At 71.4% G+C, this 25202-nt stretch carries 23 protein-coding genes and 1 pseudogene; 9 read left to right on the top strand and 15 right to left on the bottom strand.

What is annotated here, in order from left to right:
* The first annotated feature begins 198 nt into the window (after nt 1–198).
* Entirely contained in the window at nt 199–1818 is a 1620-nt protein-coding gene (locus tag AB0M67_RS20850) for an alpha/beta hydrolase (protein WP_365747430.1), read from the top strand.
* Between the two features lie 46 nt (nt 1819–1864).
* The gene (locus AB0M67_RS20845) at nt 1865–3466 is read left to right on the top strand and encodes an alpha/beta hydrolase (protein ID WP_365747428.1); all 1602 of its coding nucleotides are present in this window, start codon (nt 1865–1867) and stop codon (nt 3464–3466) included.
* Nucleotides 3467–3579: 113 nt separating this feature from the next.
* Here the strand turns inward: AB0M67_RS20845 and moeZ are convergent, their stop codons facing one another.
* The 11 genes from moeZ to AB0M67_RS20790 all read right to left on the bottom strand — a co-directional run bounded on the left by moeZ (nt 3580) and on the right by AB0M67_RS20790 (nt 15930).
* Nucleotides 3580–4758, bottom strand: a complete 1179-nt coding sequence (moeZ, locus tag AB0M67_RS20840) for an adenylyltransferase/sulfurtransferase MoeZ (RefSeq protein ID WP_351392009.1) — start codon at nt 4756–4758, stop codon at nt 3580–3582.
* 71 nt (nt 4759–4829) lie between these two features.
* A complete protein-coding gene (locus AB0M67_RS20835; protein ID WP_365747426.1) occupies nt 4830–5672 on the bottom strand; it encodes a spherulation-specific family 4 protein in 843 nt (280 codons plus the stop codon).
* On the bottom strand, nt 5660–6634 hold the full coding sequence (locus AB0M67_RS20830; RefSeq protein ID WP_249954265.1) for an NAD(P)-dependent oxidoreductase: 975 nt from the start codon (nt 6632–6634) through the stop codon (nt 5660–5662). The genes AB0M67_RS20835 and AB0M67_RS20830 overlap by 13 nt, the downstream gene beginning before the upstream one ends.
* Nucleotides 6635–6722: 88 nt before the next feature.
* On the bottom strand, nt 6723–7163 hold the full coding sequence (locus tag AB0M67_RS20825; RefSeq protein ID WP_365747425.1) for a hypothetical protein: 441 nt from the start codon (nt 7161–7163) through the stop codon (nt 6723–6725).
* A 613-nt stretch (nt 7164–7776) separates the two neighbouring features.
* Nucleotides 7777–9483 carry an ABC transporter ATP-binding protein gene (locus AB0M67_RS20820; protein WP_365747446.1) on the bottom strand — a complete coding sequence of 569 codons (1707 nt, stop codon included), beginning with the start codon at nt 9481–9483 and terminating at the stop codon, nt 7777–7779.
* Between the two features lie 32 nt (nt 9484–9515).
* Entirely contained in the window at nt 9516–10505 is a 990-nt protein-coding gene (locus AB0M67_RS20815; protein ID WP_365747423.1) for an ABC transporter permease, read from the bottom strand.
* A complete protein-coding gene (locus tag AB0M67_RS20810) occupies nt 10502–11500 on the bottom strand; it encodes an ABC transporter permease (protein WP_365747421.1) in 999 nt (332 codons plus the stop codon). The genes AB0M67_RS20815 and AB0M67_RS20810 overlap by 4 nt, the downstream gene beginning before the upstream one ends.
* Complete coding sequence (locus tag AB0M67_RS20805; protein ID WP_365747419.1) at nt 11497–13221, bottom strand: ABC transporter substrate-binding protein; 1725 nt, start codon at nt 13219–13221, stop codon at nt 11497–11499. The genes AB0M67_RS20810 and AB0M67_RS20805 overlap by 4 nt, the downstream gene beginning before the upstream one ends.
* Before the next feature lie 204 nt (nt 13222–13425).
* Nucleotides 13426–13524: an Ms4533A family Cys-rich leader peptide gene (locus AB0M67_RS20800; protein WP_365747417.1), complete on the bottom strand. Its 99-nt coding sequence runs from the start codon at nt 13522–13524 to the stop codon at nt 13426–13428.
* A gap of 67 nt (nt 13525–13591) precedes the next feature.
* The gene (locus AB0M67_RS20795; protein WP_365747415.1) at nt 13592–14962 is read right to left on the bottom strand and encodes a DUF3152 domain-containing protein; all 1371 of its coding nucleotides are present in this window, start codon (nt 14960–14962) and stop codon (nt 13592–13594) included.
* 8 nt (nt 14963–14970) lie between these two features.
* Nucleotides 14971–15930: an alpha/beta hydrolase gene (locus tag AB0M67_RS20790; protein WP_365747413.1), complete on the bottom strand. Its 960-nt coding sequence runs from the start codon at nt 15928–15930 to the stop codon at nt 14971–14973.
* A 110-nt stretch (nt 15931–16040) separates the two neighbouring features.
* Here AB0M67_RS20790 and AB0M67_RS20785 point away from each other — a divergent pair, with 110 nt between their 5' ends.
* The 4 genes from AB0M67_RS20785 (at nt 16041) to AB0M67_RS20770 (ending at nt 17904) form a co-directional block, all read left to right on the top strand.
* On the top strand, nt 16041–16265 hold the full coding sequence (locus AB0M67_RS20785) for a hypothetical protein (RefSeq protein WP_365747411.1): 225 nt from the start codon (nt 16041–16043) through the stop codon (nt 16263–16265).
* Nucleotides 16266–16421: 156 nt separating this feature from the next.
* Nucleotides 16422–17063 (top strand): TetR/AcrR family transcriptional regulator, encoded by a 642-nt coding sequence (locus tag AB0M67_RS20780; RefSeq protein WP_365747409.1) that lies wholly within the window; start codon nt 16422–16424, stop codon nt 17061–17063.
* A 133-nt stretch (nt 17064–17196) separates the two neighbouring features.
* A complete protein-coding gene (locus tag AB0M67_RS20775) occupies nt 17197–17424 on the top strand; it encodes a DUF3107 domain-containing protein (RefSeq protein ID WP_030352887.1) in 228 nt (75 codons plus the stop codon).
* Nucleotides 17425–17631: 207 nt separating this feature from the next.
* A complete protein-coding gene (locus tag AB0M67_RS20770) occupies nt 17632–17904 on the top strand; it encodes a hypothetical protein (RefSeq protein ID WP_365747407.1) in 273 nt (90 codons plus the stop codon).
* 33 nt (nt 17905–17937) lie between these two features.
* On the opposite strand, the gene AB0M67_RS20765 is transcribed toward AB0M67_RS20770, so the two are convergent.
* Complete coding sequence (locus AB0M67_RS20765) at nt 17938–18684, bottom strand: ferritin-like fold-containing protein (protein WP_365747405.1); 747 nt, start codon at nt 18682–18684, stop codon at nt 17938–17940.
* A 365-nt stretch (nt 18685–19049) separates the two neighbouring features.
* Between AB0M67_RS20765 and AB0M67_RS20760 the strand changes: the two are divergent.
* Nucleotides 19050–21164 (top strand): annotated as a pseudogene (locus AB0M67_RS20760) (DEAD/DEAH box helicase); the annotation flags it as partial.
* A gap of 119 nt (nt 21165–21283) precedes the next feature.
* Nucleotides 21284–22126 carry an alpha/beta hydrolase gene (locus AB0M67_RS20755; RefSeq protein ID WP_365747404.1) on the top strand — a complete coding sequence of 281 codons (843 nt, stop codon included), beginning with the start codon at nt 21284–21286 and terminating at the stop codon, nt 22124–22126.
* 67 nt (nt 22127–22193) lie between these two features.
* Here AB0M67_RS20755 and AB0M67_RS20750 read toward each other — a convergent pair whose 3' ends face one another.
* Nucleotides 22194–23105, bottom strand: a complete 912-nt coding sequence (locus tag AB0M67_RS20750) for an NYN domain-containing protein (protein ID WP_365747402.1) — start codon at nt 23103–23105, stop codon at nt 22194–22196.
* A 176-nt stretch (nt 23106–23281) separates the two neighbouring features.
* Between AB0M67_RS20750 and AB0M67_RS20745 the strand changes: the two genes are divergently transcribed.
* Entirely contained in the window at nt 23282–23434 is a 153-nt protein-coding gene (locus tag AB0M67_RS20745; protein ID WP_165840668.1) for a hypothetical protein, read from the top strand.
* Between the two features lie 92 nt (nt 23435–23526).
* Here AB0M67_RS20745 and AB0M67_RS20740 read toward each other — a convergent pair whose 3' ends face one another.
* Both AB0M67_RS20740 and AB0M67_RS20735 read right to left on the bottom strand, forming a co-directional pair.
* The gene (locus tag AB0M67_RS20740; RefSeq protein WP_365747400.1) at nt 23527–24132 is read right to left on the bottom strand and encodes a MarC family protein; all 606 of its coding nucleotides are present in this window, start codon (nt 24130–24132) and stop codon (nt 23527–23529) included.
* A gap of 156 nt (nt 24133–24288) precedes the next feature.
* The gene (locus AB0M67_RS20735) at nt 24289–25158 is read right to left on the bottom strand and encodes a PHP domain-containing protein (RefSeq protein ID WP_365747398.1); all 870 of its coding nucleotides are present in this window, start codon (nt 25156–25158) and stop codon (nt 24289–24291) included.
* Nucleotides 25159–25202: the final 44 nt, after the last annotated feature.

Genomic DNA, 25202 nt, shown 5'->3' with positions numbered 1-25202 from the left:
GCCTCGTACTGGACGTACTTGGCCGACTCCGACAACGCGGCGAGGTGCGGTGCCAGGCGTCGCGGGCCCGCGAAGATCGACCGGACAGGACCTAGACGCCTACGTCCGAGGTCCGTCCTCGAAGGAGCGTCTGTCCGCCGCCACCCGCATGGACCGCGGCCCCGAGCGGCCCATGCCGCCGGGGCGCACGATGGGTGCATGTCGCACTCCCCCACCGCCGCCCTGTCCGCCCTCTCCCCGCGGCGCGTCCCGGCCCTGGCCGCTGTCACCGCCGCCGCCCTGCTGGCCGCCACGGGATGCTCCGACAACAGCGGCTCCTCCGCGCCGGGCAGCTCCCACGGCGGGAACACCCGGAGTACGGACAGGCCCAAGGATCTGGCGACCCAGCGGCTGACGTGGAAGGCGTGCAAGGCCCCCTCGGTCGCGGAGGGCGGCGGTACGGCCCCCTCCCCGCTGCCCGGCGGTGCCCGGTGGGAGTGCTCCTTCATGAAGGCGCCGCTCGACTACGCCAAGCCGGACGGCGACACGATCGATCTGGCGCTGATCCGGGCCAAGGCCCGCGACACGAAGCAGCGCATCGGCTCGCTCATCTTCAACTTCGGCGGCCCCGGCGGCTCCGGCATCACCGGACTTCCGTCCTTCGCCCAGGACTACGAGAAGCTCCGCGCCCGCTACGACCTGGTCAGCTTCGACCCGCGCGGAGTCGGCGACAGCGACGGCGTGAAGTGCGAGGGCGACAGACAGCTCGACGCGTACTTCGCCCAGGACTCCACCCCCGACACGCCCGCCGAGGTGAAGACCTTCACCAACGGGCTCGCCACCTTCGCCGCCGCCTGTGAGAAGAACTCCGGCAGCTCGCTCCCGTATGTCGGTACGACCAACGCCGCCCGCGACATGGAGCTGATGCGTCAGGTCCTCGGCGACAGCAAGCTCCACTACTTCGGCATCTCGTACGGCACCGAACTGGGCGGTGTCTACGCCCATCTCTATCCGAAGTCCGTCGGCCGGGCGGTCTTCGACGCCGTGGTCGACCCGACCCAGAACTCAGAACAGGGCTCACTCGGCCAGGCGAAGGGCTTCCAGCTCGCGCTGAACAACTTCGAGAAGGACTGCATCGCGCGCGGCGACGCCTGCGTACTGCCCGGCTCCACGCCGAAGGAGATCGAGGGGTTCATCACCAAGCTGCTCGCCCGGCTCGACAAGCGGCCGATCGCGGGCATCGGCGACCGCAAGCTGACCCAGACGCAGGCCACCAACGGCATCGCCCAGGCGCTCTACTCGAAGGACTTCTGGCCGTATCTGGAACAGGGGCTCGACGAGGCCGACGGCGGCAGCGGCGCTCTGCTGCTCGCGCTCTCCGACTCGATGAACGGCCGTGACCAGTACGGCAGATACAGCAATCTCCAGGCCGCCAACGTGGCCATCAACTGCGCCGACTCCAAGGAGCGCTACACGGTGGCGCAGACCGAGGCGAAGCTCCCGGAGTTCCGCAAGGCGTCGCCGGTCTTCGGGGAGTACCTGGGCTGGGGGATGATGAGCTGCACCAAGTGGCCGGTGCCGGGACAGTGGTCCACGCCCGATGTCAGCGCGAAGGGCTCGGCCCCGATCCTGATCGTCGGCAACACCGGTGACCCGGCGACCCCGTACGCGGGGGCCAGGGCGATGGCCGACGCGCTGGGCAAGGGCGTCGCCACCGAGATCACGTACCACGGCCAGGGGCATGGTTCGTACGACAGCGGCAACCCCTGCGTCCAGGGGGCGGTGAACGGCTATCTGCTGAACGGAAAGGTACCGCCCGCGGGTACGGTCTGCCGCTGAGCCGCCCTCGGTTGTCCTCGCCCCCCGGACCGGATTGAATTACGCCATGTCTCGCCGTACTCGGATATCCGCCCTGCTCACGGTGTCATTCCTGCTGACCGTCACCGGATGCGGGGGTGGTACGGAGGACCCTCCGCCCGACGCCAAGGCCGCCGCTTCCTCATCGGCCGCGGCGTCCGCCCCGGCCAACGCCAACGGCGCCGCGCCGGAGACCGCCTCCCTGCCCCGGCTGCCCGCCTCGCTCACCGGACAGCGGCTCGACTGGAAGCGCTGTGAGGCACCCAAGAAGGCGTGGGGCAGTGCGGCGAAGGCCCCGGGATCCGGCTGGAAGTGCGCCACGATGCTGGCGCCGCTCGACTACCGCGCGCCGGACGGCGAAACCATCGGGATCGCTCTGATCCGCTCGGAGAGCGAGGACAGGTCCAGCCGGATCGGCTCGCTCCTGTTCAACTTCGGTGGTCCAGGCGGCTCGGGGGTGGCCGCGCTCCCCGCCTTCGCCGACACGTTCACCGCGCTCAGGGCCCGGTACGACCTCGTCGGCTTCGACCCGCGCGGGGTCGCGGAGAGCGCCGGTGTGGTGTGCCGCAACGACCGGCAGATGGAGAAGGCCCTCCGTATCGACACGACCCCCGACACCCCGGCCGAGGAGAAGACCTACCTCGACGACTCCGCGGCCTTCGGCGCGGACTGCGCACGCGGCTCCGGGCCGCTGCTGCCCCATGTCGGCACCACGAACGCGGCTCGTGACATGGAGCTGATGCGCCAGGTCCTCGGCGACGACACGCTGAACTATCTGGGCTTCTCGTACGGCACCGAACTGGGCGGTGTCTACGCCCACTTGTTCCCGGCGAAGGTCGGACGGTTCACCCTGGACGCGGTCGTCGATCCGACGGCCGACTATGTGGGGCACTCGCGCAACCAGGCGCTCGGCTTCCAACGCGCCCTGGAGAACTACTACAAGAGCCGGGGCGTCAGCGCGCAGGCGGGCACCGCACGGATCGTGCGGCTGCTCGACCGGCTCGACCACGAGCCCCTGCCGACCGGTACGGGGCGCAGGCTCACCGAGAGCCTCGCGCTCACCGGCATCATCAGCACGCTGTACAGCGAGGACAGCTGGCCGGTGCTGACCGACGCGCTGGACGAGGCCGAGGGCGGTGACGGCAGCGGGCTGCTGCGGCTGGCCGACTCGTACAACGACCGTGACGCACAGGGCCACTACGGCACGGCGCAGCACTCGCAGCGCGCCATCTCCTGCGTGGACACCAAGGGACGCGTCACCGCGGCGGAGGTCAAGTCCCGGCTGCTGGCGGACTTCCGGAAGGTGTCACCCGTCTTCGGCCCCTATCTGGCCTGGGATCTGGCCGGCTGGTGTGCCGACTGGCCGGTGGCCGGCGAGCACGAGACACCGGAGGTGGCGGCGCCGGGCGCGGCCCCCATCCTGGTCATCGGCGGCAAGGGGGATCCGGCGACGCCGTACGAGGGCGCGCGGCGGATGGTGGAGGAGCTGGGCGACGGGGTCGGGGTCCTGCTCACCTTCGAGGGCGAGGGCCATGGCGCGTACACCACGGGCAATCGCTGTGTCACCGACGCGGTGGACGACTACTTCCTGCACGGCACGGTCCCGGCCGCCGGGACGAGCTGTCCGTAGCGGACCCGCGCATGCGAGCCCGCGCATGACGAAGGGGCCGGCCCACGCGCGTGGGCCGGCCCCTTCGTTCGTCTCGACGAGGTGCCGGGGGGCGGGTCAGGCCGTACCGGACCTCAGTAGATCGGCTTCTCCGGCTCGATCTGGTTGACCCAGCCGATGACTCCGCCGCCGACGTGCACCGCGTCCGAGAAGCCCGCGGACTTCAGCACCGCGAGGACCTCCGCGCTGCGGACACCCGTCTTGCAGTGCAGGACGATCTTCTTGTCCTGCGGCAGGGTCGCCAGGGCGGTACCCATCAGGAACTCGTTCTTCGGGATCAGCTTGGCGCCGGGGATCGAGACGATCTCGTACTCGTTCGGCTCGCGCACATCGATGATCTCGATGTTCTCCTTCTCGTCGATCCACTCCTTGAGCTGCTTGGGAGTGATCGTCGAACCGGCCGCCGCCTCCTGGGCCTCCTCGGACACGACGCCGCAGAAGGCCTCGTAGTCGATGAGCTCGGTGACGGTGGGGTTCTCGCCGCAGACGGCGCAGTCGGGGTCCTTGCGGACCTTGACCTGGCGGTACTGCATCTCCAGGGCGTCATAGATCATCAGCCGGCCGACCAGCGGCTCGCCGACGCCCGCGAGCACCTTGATCGCTTCGGTGACCTGGATGGACCCGATGGAGGCGCAGAGCACGCCCAGCACGCCGCCCTCGGCGCAGGAGGGAACCATGCCGGGGGGCGGCGGCTCCGGGTAGAGGCAGCGGTAGCAGGGGCCGTGCTCGGACCAGAACACGCTGGCCTGACCGTCGAAGCGGTAGATCGAACCCCAGACGTACGGCTTGTTCAGCAGCACACAGGCGTCATTGACCAGATAGCGGGTGGCGAAGTTGTCCGTGCCGTCCACGATCAGGTCGTACTGCGAGAAGATGTCCATCACGTTCTCGGCCTCAAGCCGCTCTTCGTGAAGGATCACCTTGACATAGGGGTTGATTCCGAGGACGGAGTCACGCGCGGACGCGGCCTTGGACCGGCCGATGTCGGCCTGGCTGTGGATGATCTGACGCTGCAGGTTCGACTCGTCGACCTCGTCGAACTCCACGATGCCGAGAGTGCCGACACCGGCCGCGGCCAGGTACATCAGAGCCGGGGAGCCGAGGCCACCGGCACCCACACACAGCACCTTCGCGTTCTTCAGCCGCTTCTGCCCGTCCATCCCGACGTCCGGGATGATCAGATGACGGGAGTACCTGCGGACCTCGTCAACGGTGAGCTCGGCAGCGGGCTCGACCAGGGGTGGCAGCGACACAGGGACCTCAACAGGGGGTTGGTCGGTCAATCAGTACGGTTGTTCTCGCTGTAACACTGCCACGGCCCTTCTCATTCCGAGACACCCGGTCCGACTCGCGAGACGATTTCGTCCCAGAAGCCGGGCAGTGTCTCGAATGACCCGTTGCGCGCGCTCCGGTCGACGTCATCGGCCCTGTCGGTACGGTCAGCTCTCGCAGTACGGTCCGCCCTGCCGGTGCGGTCCGCCCTGCCGGTGCGGTCCGCTCTCTCGGTACGGTCCGTGAAGAAGATCGTGCCCGCCCCCTGCCAGCGGGCGATCCGCATCGCCTCCTCCAGATGGCCGCGCGGCACCCCGTGAACGAGATGGGCGAAGCGCTCCGGCGGGTGCTCCGCCGTCCACTCCGCCGCCTGCGACCAGCGGTAGTCCGCCCACGCGCCGGTGAAGGTCACCAACTGATCGGCGACCTCCGCGTATCCGGGGTGCGGATGGACCCCGTGCCCCAGGACGAGGAACCCGCCGTCGAGCACCGCGCCGAGGGCCGCCGCCAGCCGCCGTGTCGCGGCCAGCTCGGCGCTGCCCGCCGGGCACCGGTCGAGAAAGAACCCGTCGACGCGGTACCAGTCGGAGAACCGCCGCGCCTCGGAGACCAGCTCCCCGGCGGGGCGGGTGCCGTACGCCAGGTCGAGATGGCCGAGCACCCTGGATCCCGCGTTGGTGAGCCGACCCGCCGCCGCCAGACAGTGCGGGTCGGGGCAGTCGCCGGGGCCGTCCGCGACATTGAGGACGGCCCAGTGCAGCGGGGTTCCGGGGCGGGTCAGTTCGGCCCACTCGACGGGGGCGAGCAGCGGATGCGCGTACCCGGGTACGCCGATACCGAGCCGGCCCTCCTCGGTGGCGGAGAGCCGGCCGCCGGCTCTGGTCAGATGCGGCACGCCGCCTCCATCCAGATATCGGCGAGTGACTCCTCCAGATTGATCCGGGGCCGCCAGCCGAGGCGGTCACGCGCGGTCCGTACGTCCGCCTGCTGCCAGCTGCCGCAGCCGTCGGGGTACGGGAACGGGGCCGCGCCCAGGTGTTCCGGCGCCGCCTCGCCCCGGGGTGCGCCGATGGTGGCGTGGCCGGCCCGCATCGGCCCGGGGGGATGGTCCAGTTCGTGCAGGGCGCCCGCGTACCCCGCGACCCGCGCCAGTACGGCGGCGGCGTCCCGCAGTCTCACCGCGCGTCCGGTGCCGATATTGACGACGCCCTGGGCGGCGGAGAGCGAGGCGGCGTGCACGGCGCGCGCCACGTCGCGTACGTCGACGAAGTCGCGCTGCACCCCGAGGCCGCCGAGCTTCAGCTCACCGTCGCCTGACTGCATGGCGCGGCGCATCGCCTCGGCGAGCCGGCCGAGCGGGGAGCCCGCGGGGGTGCCGGGGCCCACGGGCGAGAACACCCGCAGCACGATCGCGTCGAGTCCGGACCCGAGCACCAGCTCGGAGGCGGCGAGCTTGCTCACGCCGTACGGACCGCCGGGGCGCGGTACGGCGTCCTCGGCGGTCGACGAGCCGTGCTGGGACGGACCGTACTCGGAGGCGCAGCCGAGCTGGACGAGCCGCGCGCCGCAGCGGCTGCGGCGCAGGGCCTCGCAGACCGTGGCGACGGCGACCGTGTTGTGCCGGGTCAGCTCGCGCGCGCCGCCGCGGGTGGCTCCGGCGCAGTTGATGATGACGCCGGGGTGGACGGCGTCCAGGAAGCGGGTGAGGGCCCCCGGGGAGCCGCCCGCGAGATCGAACCGTACGTCGGCGTCGTCGCCCCGGCCGAGCGCGGTGAGGTGGACGGCGGGGTCGGCGAGCAGCCGGTCGGCCACGAAGCGGCCGAGGAACCCGTTGGCACCGAGCAGCAGGACCCTCATCGCGCGGCCCCTCTGTGCCGACTGGCCGGTACGGGGGCCGGTGCTCCGGCCCGTGCTGCGGATTGCGGAGTCATCTCTGGCTTCTCCTTCACGAGGTGGTGCTCGGGGGGACGGTGGGCGCGAGTGCGCCGCCCGGAGTGGGGGCGAGTGCGCCGTGCGCGCCGCGCGCGCCGTCGTTCTTCTCGCCGAAGACAGCGGTGGCGAGCAGATACAGACAGCTCAGGGCGGCGGCGAACAGTGCTACGAGAGTGAGCGGCAGGGGGCGCGCGAGGATCCGCCGTGCAGGCCGGGGCGCTGATCCGCGCCGGGCGTGTACGGAGAGGAGGTGGGCGCACCGGGCGGCGGGGAGAACGGCGGAGGCCGGCGCGACGAACAGCGGGGCGAGCAGGCCGTACCCTGCCCGGCCTATCGCGAGGCGCCACCGTCCGCTGCTGTGGTCGAGCGCGAGCGGGGTGAGGGAGCGGACGGCGCCGGGCAGGGCGGCCCCCGGGGTGCCCGGGGTGCCCGGGTCGGACAGTCGGTCAGACATCGCGCTCCCCCACTCCGGCGTACGCCCCCAGGGAGACCGGATTGGCGCGCACCGGCGCGTCGCCCGCGCTTCCCGGCTCGTCCGCCCACGGCGCGCGGCCGGTCGCCCGGCAGTACCCGCGCGGCCTTGCGCCGTACCCGTGACCAGCGGCGATACCCCGAAGAAGCGTTTGGCCAGCGGCCCGCGCGGGCCGGCCGAGCCGCCGGACGCGGTCTGGTGGGGATCGGGCACGGGCGTGGTGTTCACACTCCGGCGTGCGCCGGGGGTACGGCAGGCCGCTCCCGGCGGCCGTACGACGGCTCGCTCCCCGGCGAGGCGACCGAGGGCGCGGCGTTCCGCCGCGCACCGGCGGCGGTCGCACCGGAGCCAGGACTCACCCGTCGCATACGGATATCCACTGTCCGTAAGCAGTCCGACCCGCACGCGGGCACCCCCGATCTCCCTTGTGGGCGAGCGCCGTTCATCCGGCGACTCGCAGCGGGACGACCGTAAGCGGATAAGCCGGTGGTGCGACGGACGGTTGTCCGTCGCACCACCGGAAGGGGTGAATGCACGTAACTTTCCCGTACCGGTAGCGTTCTGTCGCGCTACAGAACGGACCGACTACGCGAGGTCAGGCCACGGCCAGGTCCTCGGCGGGCACGGGGAGGGCCCGGCGGGCCGAGCGGCGGGCCGCGGCGAGCGCCGGATCGAGGGCGGGCACGGCGGCGAGCAGGTGTCGTGTGTACGCCTCCGAGGGCGTCCCGTACACCTCGTCGACCGTGCCCTGTTCCACAATCCTGCCGTGCCGCATGACGGCGACCCGGTCGCTGACCTGCCGTACGACGGCGAGGTCATGGGCGATGAAGACCAGCGCCAGGCCCAGCTCGCGCTGGAGTTCCGCCAGCAGGGCGGTGACCTGCGCCTGCGTGGTCACATCGAGGGCGGAGACGGGCTCGTCGCAGACGATGAGCCGTGGCTCGGCGGCCAGCGCCCGCGCGATCCCCACGCGCTGGCGCTGCCCGCCGCTGAACTCGTGCGGGTACCGGTCGTACCGGTCGGGATCGAGTCCGACCCGGTCCAGCAGTTCCCGTACCCGCGCGACGAGCCGGCGTTCGTCGAGCACCCCGGCGGCCCGCAGCGGATCGGCCACGGACTCACCGACCGAACGGCGCGGATTGAGCGAGGAGACCGGATCCTGGAAGATCATCTGCAACTCGCGCCGGAAGGGCCGCAGTTCCTTCTCCGACGCCGTCGCGATCTCCGTACCCCGGTAGCGCAGCCGTCCGGCAGACGGGTCGAGGAGCCGTACCAGCATCCGCCCCAGGGTGGTCTTGCCGCTGCCGCTCTCCCCGACGATCCCCAGGGTCTCGCCGGGGTGGACGGTGAGCGAGACCCCGTCCACGGCGGTGACCGTCCGCCGCCCCCGGCTGAACTCCCGCCGCAGACCGACGGCTTCGAGCAGCGCCTCACCCTCGGGCTTCGGTGCCGGAGCCCGAGTGTGCTTCGGTGCCGGAGCCGCCGCCCCCGTGCGCGGCGTGTCCACGCGCGGTACCGCCGCGAGCAGCGCCCGCGTATAGGTGTCGCGGGGAGCGCCCAGCACCTCGGTCACCGGCCCGCGCTCCACCTCCCTGCCGTGCCGCATCACCAGCACCTCGTCCACGCTCTCCGCCGCGACCCCCACGTCATGGGTGACCAGCAGCAGCCCCATGCCCGTCTCATGGCGCAGATCATGGAGCAGATCGAGGATCTGGGCCTGGACGGTGACGTCCAGGGCGGTGGTCGGCTCGTCCGCGATCAGCAGCCGCGGTTCGCAGGCCAGCGCCATCGCGATCAGCGCGCGCTGACGCATACCGCCGCTGAACTCGTGCGGCCTGGCCCCGGCGCGGCGCGCCGCGTCCGGGATGCCCACCCGGTCGAGTACCTCGACGGCCCGTGCGCGGGCGGCCCGCCGGGTGGCGTCCGTATGGACCCGGTAGACCTCGGCGATCTGGTCGCCGACCGCGTAGTACGGGTCCAGGGACGACAGCGGATCCTGGAAGACCATCGCGGCCACCGCGCCGCGCAGCGCGCGCAGTTCACGGTCGGAGGCGGCTCCCACGTCCGTACCGCCGACCCGTACCGTCCCGCCGACGCGTGCGCCGGTCCCCCGGTGCAGACCGAGGAGCGCGCTCGCGACGGTGCTCTTGCCGCTGCCCGACTCGCCGACCAGTCCGATCGCCCGGCCGGCGGCGAGCGTGAACGAGAGCCCGTCCACGGCCCGTACGGTCCCGGCCTCCGCCGGTCCCCCGGCCGGGAAGTCGACGGTGAGGCCGTCCACGAGGATCAGTTGCTCCGCCATATCCGCCACATCCATCGCCTTCGCCACACCGGTCACAGCAGAGCCACCCTTCGGTCCGCCGCCGCGTAGAGCAGATCCGCCACCACATTCGCCAGGACGACGGCCGTGCCGGTCGCCAGCACCACCCCCACCACCACCGGCACATCGACCACCCGTACCGCGTCGACCAGTGTCTTGCCGATACCGGGGATACCGAAGAGGGTCTCCGTGAGCACCGCGCCGCCCACGACCGTGCCGAGGTCGTTCGCGTTGAGCGCGATGACGGGCGGTACGGCGCCGCGCAGCGCGTGCCGTCCGACCACCGCCCGTTCCCCGACGCCATACGCCCGAAACGTGCGGATATGATCCTCGGCCAGCGTCTCCAGCGTCGAACTGCGCGTCAGCCGGGCGTATTTGGCGCTCTCGAAGAAACCGAGGGTGAGCCACGGCAGCAGCAGGTTCCACGCCCACTGCTCGGGGTCCTGGGAGAGCGGTACGTACGACGGGAACGGCAGCCAGCGCAGATACGCGCAGACCGCCATCAGAAGCAGCAGCCCCAGGATGAAGACGGGCATGCCGGTCCCGGCGAGGGTGAGCACGGTCAGCGCGCGCTCGGTGATCCCGCCGCGCCGCACCGCCGAGAGCAGGCCGGTGCCCACCCCGATGACCAGCCAGATCACCATCGCGCCGAGCGCGAGGGAGAGCGTCGCGGGCAGCCGCTCCCCGATCAGCTGGGTGACCTGCTGGTCGGTCCTGTACGAGAAGCCGAGGCAGGGCGCGTCGCAGTGCAGTACGGCCGTACCGGTCGAGTAGTCCCGACCGGCGACGATGCCCTGGAGGAAGTGCCCGTACTGCGTGAACACCGAGGCGTCCAGGCCGAGCCGCTCCCGTACCTGGGTGACCTGCTGGGTGGAGCACCGTTCGCCGCAGGCGAGCCGGGCCGGGTCGCCCGGTACGAGATAGAAGAGCGCGTACACGGCGGCGGAGAGCACGAGCAGGACGAGCAGCGCCCCTACGAGCCGTTTGAGCAGATAGCGCGTCATGAGGCCGTTCCCTTGGGCGAAGTGGCGGCGGCGCCGCCGGCGCGGGCGCGGCGCCCCGCGCGTGTCCCCACCCGCAGCCGGCCTGCCTCGCGCGGATCGAGCGCCGTACGCACCGCGTCCCCCAGCACGGTGAAGGCGAGTACCGTCACGAACAGCAGTCCGGCGGGGAGCAGTACGTACATCGGGTCCGCGCGGAACCAGGTCTGCGCGGTCGACAGCATCTGTCCCCAGGACGGCGTCGGCGGTCTGACCCCGACCCCGAGGAAGGACAGCGACGCCTCGATCACGATGTTCGAGGGCAGCAGGATCGCCGCGTAGGTGATGACGGGCGCGGCGAGCGAGGGCAGCAGCTCGCGCCGCGCCACCCGCACCCGCCCGGAGCCGCCGAGCCGGGCGGCGGCCACGAAGTCGAGCTGCCTCAGGGTCAGTGTCTGCGCCCGTACGATCCGGGCCGTAGCACCCCAGTTGAGCAGCCCGATGACCAGGATCAGCAGCAGGGGGCGCGGGAAGTCCGCCGGTACGACGGCCGTCAGGGCGATGGCGATCACCAGCATCGGCAGCGCGACCATGACATCCGTGAACCGGCTGAGGAAGGTGTCGAGCAGCCGGTTGCCGAGCCCGGCGGCGAGGCCGATCACGACCCCGATCAGCACCTGGACGGCGGTGGCGCCGACCGCGACCAGCAGCGAGACCCGGGCCCCGTACAGCAGCCGTACGAACAGATCGCGTCCGGTGCCGGGTTCGACGCCGAGCCAGTGGTCCCCGCTCACCCCGCCGAAGGAGCCGGTCGGCACCCCGCCGCGCGCCGAGTCCACCAGCGCGTCGTGGTACGCGTAGGCGTCCTGGCCCTCGATCGCGGCGAGCAGGGGCGCGGCGAGCGCCACCACCACGAGCAGGACGAGGACGCCCCCGGCCACCAGGGCCGAGGGGCGTCCACGCAGCCGCCGCCACACCTGCCGGGCGCCCGAGGCGCCCGTGGCAACGGCGGTGCTCACGCGACCGCGACCTGCGAGATGTCGAGAACGCCGGTCCAGTCGCTGATCACGATGTTCTTGACGTTCTTGCCGTAGAGCCGCTTGTAGACCGGGTGGAAGAGCGGTACGTCGAGCGCCTGCTCGCCGATCTTCTTGTCGAGGGCGCCCCAGCGCTTGGCCGCCGCGCTCAGATCGGTCAGCTTGTTGATCTCGTCGATCTCCTTGTTGACCGACGGGTCGTCGAGCTGCGCGTGGTTGAAGTTGGAGCCGTCCTTGACGATCTGCCTGCCGTCGAAGATCGGCGCGAGGAAGGGGCCACCGGAGGGCCAGTCCGCGCCCCAGCGGGAGAGGAAGAAGCCGGGCGAGTCCTTGACGCTCCAGCGCGCCTCGTTGAACGCGTTGGGTTCGAGGCCCTGGAGCTCGACGGTGATCCCGGCCTGCTTCAAGGCCTCCTGGACGGCGGTGGCGACCTCGGGGCTGGTCTCCCTGTTCTGCGCGGTGGAGTGGGTGAGCGAGATCGTCAGACCGTTGGCGTACCCGGCCTCCTTCAGCAGTTCCTTCGCCTTGGCCGGGTCGCCGGTCTTTCCGGCCGGGAAGTGGTCGTAGGGCGTGTGGCCGAAGGCCGGCTGTTCGGGGAGGAAGGTGGTCGCGGGCTCGGCGAGCGCGGAGCCGCCGGCCGCGTTGATGACGCTGGTGCGGTTGATGGCGTACGAGATCGCCTGGCGCACCTTGGGGTTGTCGAACGGCTTCACCTTCGGGTTGAAGGCGAGGTAGTTGGTGTAGCCGAAGTGTCCGGTGCCCACGCGGGCGGCGAGCGCCTTGTCGCTGCCGATCTGGGCCAGCTCGGCGGGCCCGAGGTTGGTGTCGGTGGTGATGGCGGCGGCATCGGCGCCGGAGCTGGTGGAGAGCCGCTGGTTGATGACGGCGGCGTCGAGCCCGGCCTTCACATCGATCGTGTCGGGGTAGGCGTGGCGCTCCTCGTCGGTCTTCTCCGACCAGTGCGGGTTGCGCTCCAGGACGAGGTGCTGGCCGTCGCCCTCGTTCTTGACGACCTTGTACGGGCCCGAGGAGACGGGGTGCTCCTCGTAGGTGGCGCCGGTGTCCTTCGCCTTCGGCACGGGCGCGAACTGCGTCTGGGTGGCGACGAACGGGAAGTCGCCCTCGGGCTTGTTGAGCTTGAAGACGATGGTCCTTGCGTCGGGCGTCTCGATCGAGGCGAGGCCCTTCTTGTCCTTGTACGGGCCCTCGTAGTCGGCGCCGCCGATCAGCCAGTCGCGCAGATAGGGGGCGCCGCCGGAGAGCTCGGCGGCGAAGGAGCGCTCGATGCCGTACTTGATGTCGGCGGTGGTGATGGGGGTGCCGTCCTCGAACTTCAGCCCTTCTTTGAGGGTGTACGTCCACTCGGTGGCGTCCGCGTTCGGGCGCCCGGTGTCGGTGGCGAGGTCGGGGACGACCTTGGTGCCGGCCGCACCGCTCTCCCGGTTGCGGGTGGTGAGCGTACGGAAGACCAGCGAGGGGACGTTGCCGCCGCCGGAGGTGTAGAGCCGCGCCGGGTCGAAGTCGGTCTGCGCCTCGGTGTTGAGCACCGAGAGCGTGCCGCCCTTCTGGGGCTTTCCCTTGCCCGCGCCGTCGGCCTTGGCATCGTTGTCCTGAGGACCCGCGCAGGCGGCGGCGCCCGCTGCCACGACCAGGCTGACGGCTGCCGCGGCCACGCGGCGGGATATGACGGACGGTTGACGCATCGGAAGAGGCCTCTCGGTGAGCTGCGCGGGCAGGGCGCAGACAGAAGGGGACAAAGGGCACTTAACACCCTGGAGTCCGCGCAGGCGAGAGCGTGCGGAGAGGGAACGGGAGACCGGCACGGCACGCCTGCGTACGGAACACATACGCCCGGACGCGGAGATGCTCGGCGGTGAGGAGAAGGCCGACGCGCGCTCGGGCAGGCGTCAGCGACAGTGAATGTCGGCCACGCACAGCGCGGTCACACCGATGAGCGTGAGCTCAATGGCGGTGCGGCCGGAAGCGGCGGCGCGGCGGGGCGACATGCCGAGAAATATGAACGACCCCGCGTGCGATGTCAACGCGTTGCGAGGCCGTCATGAGACAGGCGTCTCAACTGTCGGGAAAGACCCAGGGGTTCGGCCTGCACTTGATCCCCTCGATGTCCAGCGACTTGGTCTGCTGCTGCATCACCGGAGCGAGCGCCCCGGGAGTGCGGCAACTCACATGGTTGTGCCCGAGCCGGTGTCCGACCTCGTGATTGATCAGCATCTGCCGGTAGCCGAGCATCGCCTTGTCGCCGAAGGTCTTCGCGCCCTGCGCCCAGCGGAAGGCGTTGATCATGACGCGGTCGGTCGAGGCCGAGTCGCAGGACACATTGTCGATGGTCGTGTCCAGACCGGACTTGGCGCACCAGACTCCGGTGGTCCCCGGGCTCGCGAGCGTGATCACGAAGTCGGCCTCGCCGCTGGAGATCCGTTCGAAGGTCATGGCGCCGTTGTGGGCCCAGCTCCGGTCGTCGTTCAGGGTCTTCTGGACGGCCTCGGCGAAGAGTCCCCCGTCCAGCCCGAGCCCCTTCTCGATGTCCACGCGGTAGCGGAACTTCTGCCCCTTGCCCGGCGCCTTGGCGAGACCGGGTACGGCGGTGAAGTCGCCCGAGGCCGTCAGCTTCGGATCGAGCGGGAACTGCCGGGTCATCAGCTGCGCGTAGGTGGGCGCCGGGGTCACCACCGCGGAGGACCCCGTCGGGGTGGGCCGGCCCTTGTAGCGCGAGGTGTCATCGCTGTCGGCGCGGTCGGTGCCGTCGGCGGCCCGCGCGTCGGCACGGTCCGTATCGCCGTCGGTGACCTGCCCGGCGACGACGACCACAAGGACCGTGACCACCGCGGCGGCGGCGATCCCGGTGAGCGTACGTCCCTTGCCGCCTCTGGCGGGCTCCGCCGGAGCCTGCTCCGTATCGTCGGCGCCGCCGGGGCCGCCGGGGCCGCCGTCCCGGTCGCCGAGGGAGCCGGGGCCGGGCGCGCCGCTCTCCGGGGCGGCGGTACGGGAGGCCGGGGCGCCGAAGGCGTCGAACGCGTCGTCGTCGAACGCCTCGATGAACTCCCGTCGCGGTCCCGGGATCCGCGGGGCCGCGGGCGCCGGAGCCGTGGGCGCCGAAGTCCCGGGCGCGCCGGACTGCTTGGGCGGGGCCGCGGCACGCGAAGCGGGGTCGCGCGGCGCGCCCTGGCGCTGCTCACCGCCCCAGCCGCCGCCGGCCTCCCGCTGCTCGGGGTGACCGCCGCGCACCTGCGGCACGCCGTGCGCGGGGGTGGCGTAGGCCGGGCCGCCGTGCTGCTGTTCCGGGTCCGCGTCCTGGCCGTCAGGCGCGCGCCCGCGCCGTCCCTTGTCGGATCCGGCCCGCGCGGGGGCGGGTTCGCCCGCCGCGACCGGGGCCGTGGACCGCGTGCCCTGGGGTACGGGGCCTTTGCGGCTGTGTCGTCCCACGGCCCGGATCAGCTCCTGTCGTAGTCATCGATGAGTTCCCGGCAGGCCTGCGCGACCTGCCGGGGGTACTCCATCATGGCAACATGTCCGGCCTCGGGGAGGGTCAACAGCCGGGAACCGCGGAAAGCGGCCGACGCCCTGCGGGCCATCCGGTACGAAACGAGCAGGTCCCGCCCGCCGTAGACGAGCAGCGTCGGCGCCAGCACCCGCTCCGCCTGCCGCCACAGTCCATGTTGACCGCCCAAGGTGTACGCGTTGACGATACCGCGCGCCGAGTTGGTCATCGCGTCCCAGAAATAGGGCAGTTGAAGCCGCCGCTCCATCTCCTGGACGGCGTGGCGCAGTTCCTCCTCGGTCACCGACGAGGGATCGCCGTACGTGATGTCCATCGCACCCCGGGTGCGCTGCTCCGGCGTCCAGTGCCGGGTCAGCCGGCCGAACAGCGGGGCGACCCCGGGCAGCGCGAGCAGCGCGGTCGGCAGCGCGGTGCGCTGGACGAGGATCTCCGGCAGCGCCGGCGAGACCAGTGTCAGGGTCCGCACCAGATCGGGCCTGGCCGCCGCGACGCGGGTGGCGACGGCGCCCCCGAGGGAGTTGCCGAAGAGATGGACGGGGCCGCGCCCCTCCACGTCCAACAGCCGGATCACCGCGCGGGCCTGCCCGCTGACCGAGTAATCGCCGTTGTCCGGCGGCGGCGAGTCCCCGAAGCCGGGCAGATCGACGGCCTCGCCGTCGACGATGTCCGCCAGGAGCGACATGAGCGCCGACCAGTTCTGCGAGGAGCCGCCGAGCCCGTGCACATACAGCGCGGGCGGCGCGCCGACACGGGACGCCGGCCGGCACCGTACGGTCAGCGTCAGTCCGGGCAGCGTGACGGAACGGAGCCGCTCCCCGTCCGCGACCCGTACGGGACTCACCTTCGGCGCCAGGGCGGCGGCGACGGCTTCCGGCAGCTCGGTCGACGACATGCCGCAATGTTACGAGACGATCACGCCCCGGTCCGTGTGTTCGGCGTCACAGGCCGCATGGCGTCCCGCACCCCCGGCTTCTAGGCTCTTAGGGAGAGAAAGGGCACGCCATGGCGGTTGACCCCACGGATCCCGAGACCTTCGAGACGAACGACGAGGAAGCCGAGCTGGACGAGGAGGTCCCCGAAGCCGACGCCGCGGAACAGCACACGGACGTACGGCCCGGGGGCGACGAACCCCTGACACGTACCGACCCGGACAAGGCCGACGAGGCGGACGCGGCCGATCAGGCGCGAGCGGTCGGTACGGACGAGGACGACGACTACCGTCAGTGACCGGACGGCGAGGGCCGCGCGACGAAGCGCCGGGTGCGCCCGCCGGAGACCACCGGCCCCCAAAAAAACGGGTCCTCACCACGCACAGCCGGGTTACCCAAAAGTACGATGGCCAGGCGGCGCACAGCGCGCACGGAACGAACTTTGGGAGGCGGCGTGACAGCCATAGAGCAGACAGAGGCGGCGCGCCCGCGAGGCACGCGCCTGCCGCGTCGCGCCCGACGCAATCAGCTGCTGGGCGCGGCTCAGGAAGTGTTCGTCGCACAGGGCTACCACGCGGCCGCGATGGACGACATCGCCGAGCGGGCCGGCGTCAGCAAGCCCGTCCTCTACCAGCACTTCCCCGGAAAGCTGGAGCTGTACCTCGCCCTGCTCGACCAGCACTGCGAGAGCCTTCTCCAGGCGGTCCGTACGGCGCTCGCGTCCACGACGGACAACAAGCTGCGCGTCGAGGCCACGATGGACGCCTACTTCGCCTATGTCGAGGACGAGGGCGGCGCCTTCCGCCTGGTCTTCGAGTCCGATCTGACGAACGAGCCCGCGGTGCGCGAGCGCGTGGACCGGGTCGCGCTCCAGTGCGCGGAGGCCATCTCCGATGTGATCGCCGAGGACACCGGGCTCTCCAAGGAGGAGTCCATGCTGCTGGCGGTGGGGCTCGGCGGCGTCTCCCAGGTGGTGGCCCGCTACTGGCTCTCCAGCGAGTCCGCGATCCCCCGCGATCAGGCGGTGCGGCTCCTCACCTCGCTGGCCTGGCGCGGTATCGCCGGCTTCCCGCTGCACGGCGGTGAGCCGCACTGAACGGCGGGTGTCCGCCGCGGGTGTTCGCTGCGGGCGTTCCCCGCGGCGTCTTCCGGATGGTCACTCCGGGCTAATGTGTGCTGCGTACCGCGCGGCTGGCCGCGCAACGCAGACCGTTCGGAGGGACATAGCCGTGGAGGTCAAGATCGGCGTGCAGCACACGCCCCGCGAGATCGTTCTGGAGAGCGGGCAGACCGCCCAGGAGGTCGAGCGCGCCGTCGCCGACGCGCTGGCCGGCAAGGCGCAGTTGCTCAGTCTCACGGACGACAAGGGGCGCAAGGTGCTCGTACCGGCCGAGCGGATCGCGTACGTGGAGATCGGTGAGCCGGCCACCCGACGCGTCGGGTTCGGCGCTCTGTAGTACCTGTCGTCACGGACAGGGGAATGGCCCGGCGGGACACCCCCGCCGGGCCATTCCCCTGTCCGTCACCCGCGAGTTCCGCTGTGCGCGTAGCCGCCCTCTCCCGGGGGTCCGGCGGGGGTTGCGGCCCATGCGCTCCGGGTAGTGACGTGCTGGGCCCAAAAGCCCTGACCACATGTCACTTTCGGCGTCGTGAGGTGATCAGCAGTGATCTGGGAAGTTCTCGGATCGGTCCTGCTCGGACTCGGTCTTTCGTGGGCCGCCGCGAGCCGGCTGTCCCACCGGCTGCCGGCTCACCGGACGGTGTTCACGGCCGGCCCGGTCGGCGCGCTCTTCGGCGCCTATGTGACGCATATGGCGCTCGGCGCCGGTCATGTTCCCGCGACGCTCGTCGGTGCCCTGCTGGTGGGGGCGGTGCTGCTGTCGCTGTTGCTCCGCCCCACGCGTCGGGCGCTGCGGCGCCCCCAGATCTCCTCCTGAACCGATCCCGTTCCGTCCCGGAAGGCCGCCCGCTCAGGCGGCCAGTCCGAGAGCGGCCATCCGCTTGGTGTGCGCCTCGGTGATCCGGGAGAACATCCGGCCGACCTCCGCGAGATCGAAACCGTCCGCCACCCCGCCCACGAGCATCGTGGAGAGCGCGTCGCGCTCGGCCACCACCCGCTGCGCCTGGGAAAGCGCCTCGCCCATCAGCCGCCGCGCCCAGAGGGCCAGGCGCCCGCCGACCCGCGGCTCCGCCTCGATCGCGGCGCGGACCTTCTCCACGGCGAAGTTGCCGTGTCCGGTGTCGTCCAGCACGGCGAGCACCAGCGCGCGGGTGTCGATGTCCAGCCGCGCGGCCACCTCGCGGTAGAAGTCGCTGGCGATCGAGTCGCCCACGTACGCCTTGACGAGGCCCTCCAGCCAGTCCGACGGCGCGGTCAGCCGGTGGAAGTCGTCGAGCGCCTTGGCGAAGGGCTCCATCGCGTCGGTCGGCTCGGCGTCGATCGCCCGCAGCCGGTCGTTCAACCGCTCGAAGTGGTGGAATTCGGCGGCGGCCATCTTCGCCAGGGCGGCCTTGTCGGCGAGCGTCGGCGCGAGCTTGGCGTCCTCGGCCAGCCGCTCGAAGGCCGCCAGCTCCCCGTAGGCGAGCGCTCCCAGCAGATCCACGACGGCGGCGCGGTACTGCGGCTCGGCGGCGGCCGTGTCCCAGTTCTGGGCGGCGATCCCGGTGGGTTCCTCGGCTGCGGATGCGGGCGTGGTGGCGTTGTCGGGCGTCTCCATGGACCGCACAATAGCCCGCTCTTCGCGCCGCGTAAGGGCCTGGTCAGACACTGTGGCCACACCGTTCCGACGAATTCGCCCAACACACATGCGCGATTCCGGGGTACAGTGGTAATGCGCCTGCCGACTTTTCGGCGGGCGATCGCAGTGTTAGACAGTGTTTGAACGAGGGTAGTCCCTCGTACAGGCCCCATGAGGATGCCCGGTCGGTGGCCCGATCGGCTCCGACCCGACCGCCCTCCGCGCGGATCGTACGCACAGCAGCGTACGGCCGCAGATGAGGGGCCCCCTCAGCGGTTCGAGCGCTCGAGCGACGGCAGTGGTCCCGCGCCATCCGGCCAATCCACGGCCGGCCGAGTACCCAGGTGCGGTACGACCCCCAGCGTTCGCCTCGCGCCGCGTCTCACAGAAGAGGCAGCACCCTGACTACGACTTTCCGAGACCTCGGAATCCTCCCCGAGACAGCCGAAGCGCTAGAAGCCGTCGGCATTCTGTCTCCGTTCCCCATCCAAGAGATGACGCTCCCCGTCGCGCTTTCCGGCAAGGACGTCATCGGACAGGCCAAGACCGGCACGGGCAAGACGCTCGGCTTCGGTCTGCCGCTCCTGGAGCGCGTCACCGTCCCCGCGGACGTCGAGTCCGGCCGGGCCGTGCCCGAGAAGCTCACGAACGCCCCGCAGGCGCTTGTCGTCGTGCCCACCCGCGAGCTGTGCACGCAGGTCACCAATGACCTGCTGACGGCCGGCAAGGTGCGTAACGTCCGGGTCCTGGCGATCTACGGCGGCCGTGCCTACGAGCCGCAGGTCGAGGCCCTCAAGAAGGGCGTCGATGTGATTGTCGGCACCCCGGGCCGGCTGCTCGACCTGGCGGGCCAGAAGAAGCTCGATCTCTCCCATGTGCGCGCTCTCGTCCTGGACGAGGCCGACGAGATGCTCGACCTGGGCTTCCTGCCCGACGTCGAGAAGATCATCCAGCTGCTGCCGCCCAAGCGGCAGACAATGCTGTTCTCCGCGACGATGCCGGGCGCGGTCATCGGCCTCGCCCGCCGTTACATGTCGCAGCCCACACACATCAGCGCCACCTCGCCCGACGACGAGGGCGCGACCGTCGCCAACACGACGCAGCGCGTCTACCGCGCCCACTCCATGGACAAGCCGGAGCTGGTCGCCCGCATCCTCCAGTCCGAGGGCCGCGGCCTGGCGATGATCTTCTGCCGTACGAAGCGTACGGCCGCCGATATCGCCGACCAGCTGGCCCAGCGCGGCTTCGCCTCCGGCGCGGTCCACGGGGACCTGGGCCAGGGCGCCCGCGAGCAGGCGCTGCGCGCCTTCCGCAACGGCAAGGTCGATGTGCTCGTCTGCACCGATGTCGCCGCGCGCGGTATCGATGTCGAGGGCGTGACCCATGTCATCAACTACCAGTCGCCGGAGGAGGAGAAGACCTACCTCCACCGCATCGGCCGCACGGGCCGGGCGGGCGCGTCCGGCACCGCCGTCACGCTGGTCGACTGGGACGACATCCCGCGCTGGCAGCTGATCAACAAGGCGCTGGACCTCGGTTTCCCGGACCCGCCGGAGACGTACTCCACGTCCCCGCACCTGTTCGAGGAGCTGAACATCCCCGCCGGGACCAAGGGCGTCCTGCCGCGCGCGGAGCGCACGCGCGCCGGTCTGTCGGCGGAGCAGGTCGAGGACCTCGGCGAGACGGGCGGTCGCGGCCGTAAGTCCGCCGCCCCCGCCGCGGCGGTACGGGAAGAGCGCCCGGCCCGTACGCGTACCCCGCGCCAGCGCCGCCGCACCCGTGGCGGGACCCCGCTGGAGGCGGCCGGTACGGCGGCCGAGCCGCAGTCCCCGAGCGCGGAGCCGCAGTTCCAGACCGCCGTGCCGCAGTTCCAGACCGCGGTGCCGATGGACGTGCCCGAGCGCGTGGAGCGGGCCGCCGAGCCGCGTACCCCGCGCCGTCGCCGGCGTACCCGCAGCGGAGCCGGCTCCGTGGCCGAGACACCGGCCATGGAGACCGTGGCCGCCGTGACAGCCCCGGATGCCGTGGCGGAGCCGGTCCTCGCGGACCCGGCCGTCTCGGAGCCCGTCGTCGCCGACCCCGCGGCGGAGCCCGTGGCCAAGCCGCGCCGCCGTCGCACCCGGGCCGCGAAGCCCGCGGCCGAGACGGTCGAGAAGGCCGCGGTGGCGGAGCCGGTCGACGCCCCCGAGGCGCCGGTCGCCGAGACCAAGCCGCGTCGCCGCACCCGCGTCGCCAAGTCCGTGGCCGAGGCCGCGGAGTCGGCGGTGGCGGAGCCGGTGGACGGCAAGGCCGAGGCCCCCGTCGCGGAGGCCAAGCCCCGTCGCCGCACCCGCGTCGCCAAGCCGGCCGCCGAGGCCGTCGAGGCCGCCGCGACCGCGGCGGCACCCGAAGCGGAGGCGGAGGCCATGCCCAAGCCGCGCCGCCGCCGTACGCGCACGACAGCTGCGAAGACCGAGAGCTGACGTACGCGCGCACCACAGCCGGATGGCCCGACGCCCCCAGACGGGGGGTGCCGGGCCATCGGCGTTCTCCGGGACCTCCCCACCCTCAGCGGCGACACAGGGCCTAACCTCTTCGCATGAGTCGGCCGCCCACGTTCGTCCCGCCCTCCTGTGCCCGCGCCCGTACGCTCCACACCCGCCGCGGACCCTTCGCCACGCTCGACGCGCGACCGGCCGGGGAGCCGCGCGGCACGGCGCTGATGCTCCCCGGGTTCACCGGGAGCAAGGAGGACTTCATCGCGCTGCTTGAGCCCCTCACGGAGGCCGGCTACCGGGTCGTCTGTGTGGACGGCCGCGGCCAGTACGAGACCGAGGGCCCGGACACCGAGGACGGCTACGCGCAGAGCGAGCTGGCCGCCGACGTACTGGCGCAGACGGAGGCGGTCGGCTCGCCCGTGCATCTGCTCGGGCACTCGCTCGGCGGGCTGATCGCGCGCGCCGCCGTACTGCTCGACCCCGGCCCGTTCGTCACGCTGACGCTGCTGTCCTCCGGGCCCGCGCGGGTCGCCCCGGTCCAGCGGGAGCGCGCAGAGCTGCTGAGCGGGGCGCTCAGGGCCATGACGATGCAGCAGGTCTGGGAGATCATGCGCTCGATGGATCCCCCGGAGGAGACCGCGATCGACGGGGAGGATCTGCGCAGGCGCTGGCTCCTCACCCGGCCGGCCCAGCTGATCGCCACCGGCCGCCAGCTGAGCGAGGAGCCGGACCGGGTGGCCGAGCTGGCCGCCGTACAGCCGCTGCCCAAGCATGTGATGTCCGGCGAACGGGACGACACCTGGCCGGTGCCGCTGCTGGACGAGATGGCGGGGCGGCTCGGCGCCCGCCGGACGGTCATCGAGGGCGCCCAGCACTCACCCAACACCGACCGGCCGCTGGAAACCGCCGCCGCGCTCAGGGACTTCTGGGACACCCACGGCTGACCGCCCGCCGTGGGAAGGCGCCCAAAGGCGCCTGTCGGTACCGGGCTGCCGGTACAGGGGCTGGCTGTCAGTACTGTGCCTGCAAGTGCTGCCAGAACCCGTCCCGCAGCGACCGCCGCAGCATGGCATGGCCCCGTAGCGACCGCTGGAGCAGCTTCTCCGCCTCGATCAGCAGATCCTGGTCCACCGGGCCCGGCAGATACGGATGGCCCGGCAGCAGCTCGGCCAGGGCCTCCCGGCCGCGCTCCGCCAGCCAGGTCGCGGCGATCTGCGCGCCGATGAACCGCACCTGGTCGCGGGAGGGCGGCGGCTCGCCCTCGTGCTCGTACGTGGTGACCGGGCGGCGGGTGACATACGGCTTGCAGAAGTCCAGGTCGAAGGTGCGCTGGCTGTCGACCTCCCACAGCAGCGGCTCGGCCTGATTGCGCCCCTCGCCCGCCTCGATGCCCCAGAGGTGCACACGCGCGCCGTACCCCTGGGCCGCCTCGACGGCCGAGACCAGGTCCTCGTCGCCGCCGACCAGGGCCGCGTCACTGATGGCGCGGTGCCGGGCGAGCGATTCGAGATCCGTACGGATCAGGGAGTCGACGCCCTTCTGCTGGTTGTTGGCGTTGAGGTTGCCGAGCCTGACCTTGACGTCGGGCAGTTCGGCGATGGACTGCTGCTCCGAGGTGTGGATCCGGCGCCTGGCGCCGTCGTACCAGTACACGCGGAGCAGTCTGCTGTCCGCGAAGATGATCCGGGCCTTGTCGATGAAGGCCTCGATGAGCCCCTCGGCGTCCAGATCGAAGGCGCGCCGGTCCTCGGTGCCCGCCACAAGCAACCCGGCCGCAGCATAGACGTAACCGGCGTCGACGAAGATGGCATGCGTGGACGGAGTCTTGGCGACCTCGGCGAGCATGCGCTGGAGCAGCTCGTTGGTGCGCTCCAGACGGGCGCCGATGTCGGCGATCTCTGGGTTGATCTCTGCCTCGCTCATACACCGTTCATTCTCTGCGGACGCGGCTGTACCCGCCAGTAATTAGCCACCCGAAAAATTTCCTTAGCGTAGGGAATGTTTGCAGAGGGCAAGGCGTTGCAGCCAGATGTAACCGTGGACGGCTCCGCCCGTCACCCATAGTTCTCCAGCAGGAGGATCAGACGAAGGGAGAAGCCTTGCGCTTCGAAATCATGCGACTCGACGATGTTGACGGCTCCGCTGTCGACAGCACCGTTGTGGACGCCGCCTCCGTCAACCGGATCGTGCAGCAGGCCGCCGCGATGGGCCAGCGCATCTATATCCGCCCGGCCGAATCCTCGGCCTCGTAACCCCATATCCCCTCGCGACCGCACGACAGCGACCGACCGCGAACCGACGAAGCGCCCCTGTACGGATCACTCGTACGGGGGCGCTGCCCTTGTCAGGCGCCCTGGATCACCTGGGTGACGCCATTGATGATCTGCTGAACGGCAATGGCCGAAAGCATCATCCCCGCCAGCCGGGTCACCAGCACCACTCCCCCGTCCTTGATGACCCGGATGATCAGCAGCGAGTAGCGCATCGTCAGCCAGAGCACGACATGCATCGCGACGATCGCCGCCCACACCGAGATCCGCGCCGGGGCGCCGTCCGCGTGCTGTACCGCGAGGATGACGGACACGATCGCGCCGGGTCCGGCGAGCAGCGGCATGCCCAGCGGTACGAGCGCCACATTGACGTCCTTCGTCTGCTGGGGCTCGTCGGTCTTCCCGGTCAGCAGGTCCAGCGCGATGAGCAGCAGGAGCAGCCCTCCGGCGATCATCAACGCCGGTACGGAGACATGCAGATAGTCCAGGATCTGCTGGCCCAGCAGCCCGAAGACGGCGATCACACCGAAGGCGACGGCGACCGCCTGCCAGGCCATGGCGCGCTGGACCTTGGCGGGCCGGCCTGAGGTGAGCGCGAGGAAGATCGGGGTGATCCCCGGAGGGTCCATGATCACGAAGAGCGTGAGGAAGAGGGAGCCGAAGACGGCGAAGTCGAACACAGTGAGGGCCTAGCTGGACGTAGAGACGAGGGGACGGGTCGGACGCGCGCGGAGGCGGCGCGAACGGGGACGAGGGCGCGAGCGCGCCCTCGCCATGGGAAAGCGGTACGGAACGGATCCGCCGGACAGGACCCGGGTCTGTCCGGCCGGACGGATCTAGGCGCGTCCGCCCGCGCCCGGCACCGGGAAGGCGCCCGAGGCCCGCCGGGTGATCTCGCCGTAGATCTCCGGGTCGGTGGTACAGGCGCCGAGCTCCACGAACTTGCGGCTGCCGTGGTAATCGCTGGATCCGGTGGTCAGCAGGCCCAGTTCGGCGGCCAGTCCGCGCAGCCGGGCCCGGGTCGGCGCGTCGTGATCCATGTGGTCGACCTCGATGCCGTCGAGACCGGCGGCGGAGAGCCGGGCGATGGCGGACTCGGGCACGACCCGGCCCCGCTTGACGGCCTGCGGATGCGCGAACACGGTGACCCCGCCGGCGGCCTTGACCAGGCGGATCGCCTCGAAGGGGTCGAGCTCGTGCTTCTCGGCGTACGCGCGCCCGCCGTCCGCGAGCCACTCCGGGGTGAAGGCGTCGGAGACGGTCGCGACGACGCCGAGTTCGACGAGGGCGGTGGCGATGTGCGGGCGGCCGAGGGAGGCGTCACCCGCGATGCGCGCCACCTGTTCCCAGGTGATCGGGACGCCCAGTTCCTGGAGCTTGCGGACCATCGTCCGCGCGCGCGGGACGCGGTCGTCGCGTACCAGCTCCCGCTCGCGCAGCAGGTCCGGTTCGTCCGGGTCGAAGAGATACGCCAGCATGTGCAGGCTGATGCCGTCGAGCCGGCAGGAGAGCTCCGCGCCGGTGACGAGGGTGAGGTCCCGGTCGAGGTCCGGGAGCGCGGCGATGGCCTCCGCGTACCCGCGGGTGCTGTCGTGATCGGTCAGCGCGATGACGTCGAGCCCGCCGACGGCTGCGTTGCGCATCAGCTCGGCCGGGGTGTCCGTACCGTCCGAGGCCGTGGAGTGGGTGTGCAGGTCGATACGCACGACGCGTCACTCCGGAGGTTCGGGACGGACAGGGGGACGCTCAA

The sequence above is a fragment of the Streptomyces sp. NPDC051662 genome, from assembly GCF_040681655.1.
Classification (GTDB): domain Bacteria; phylum Actinomycetota; class Actinomycetes; order Streptomycetales; family Streptomycetaceae; genus Streptomyces.
The sequence above is the reverse complement of the archived record's forward strand: the minus strand, read 5'-3'. Positions and strand labels throughout refer to the sequence as shown.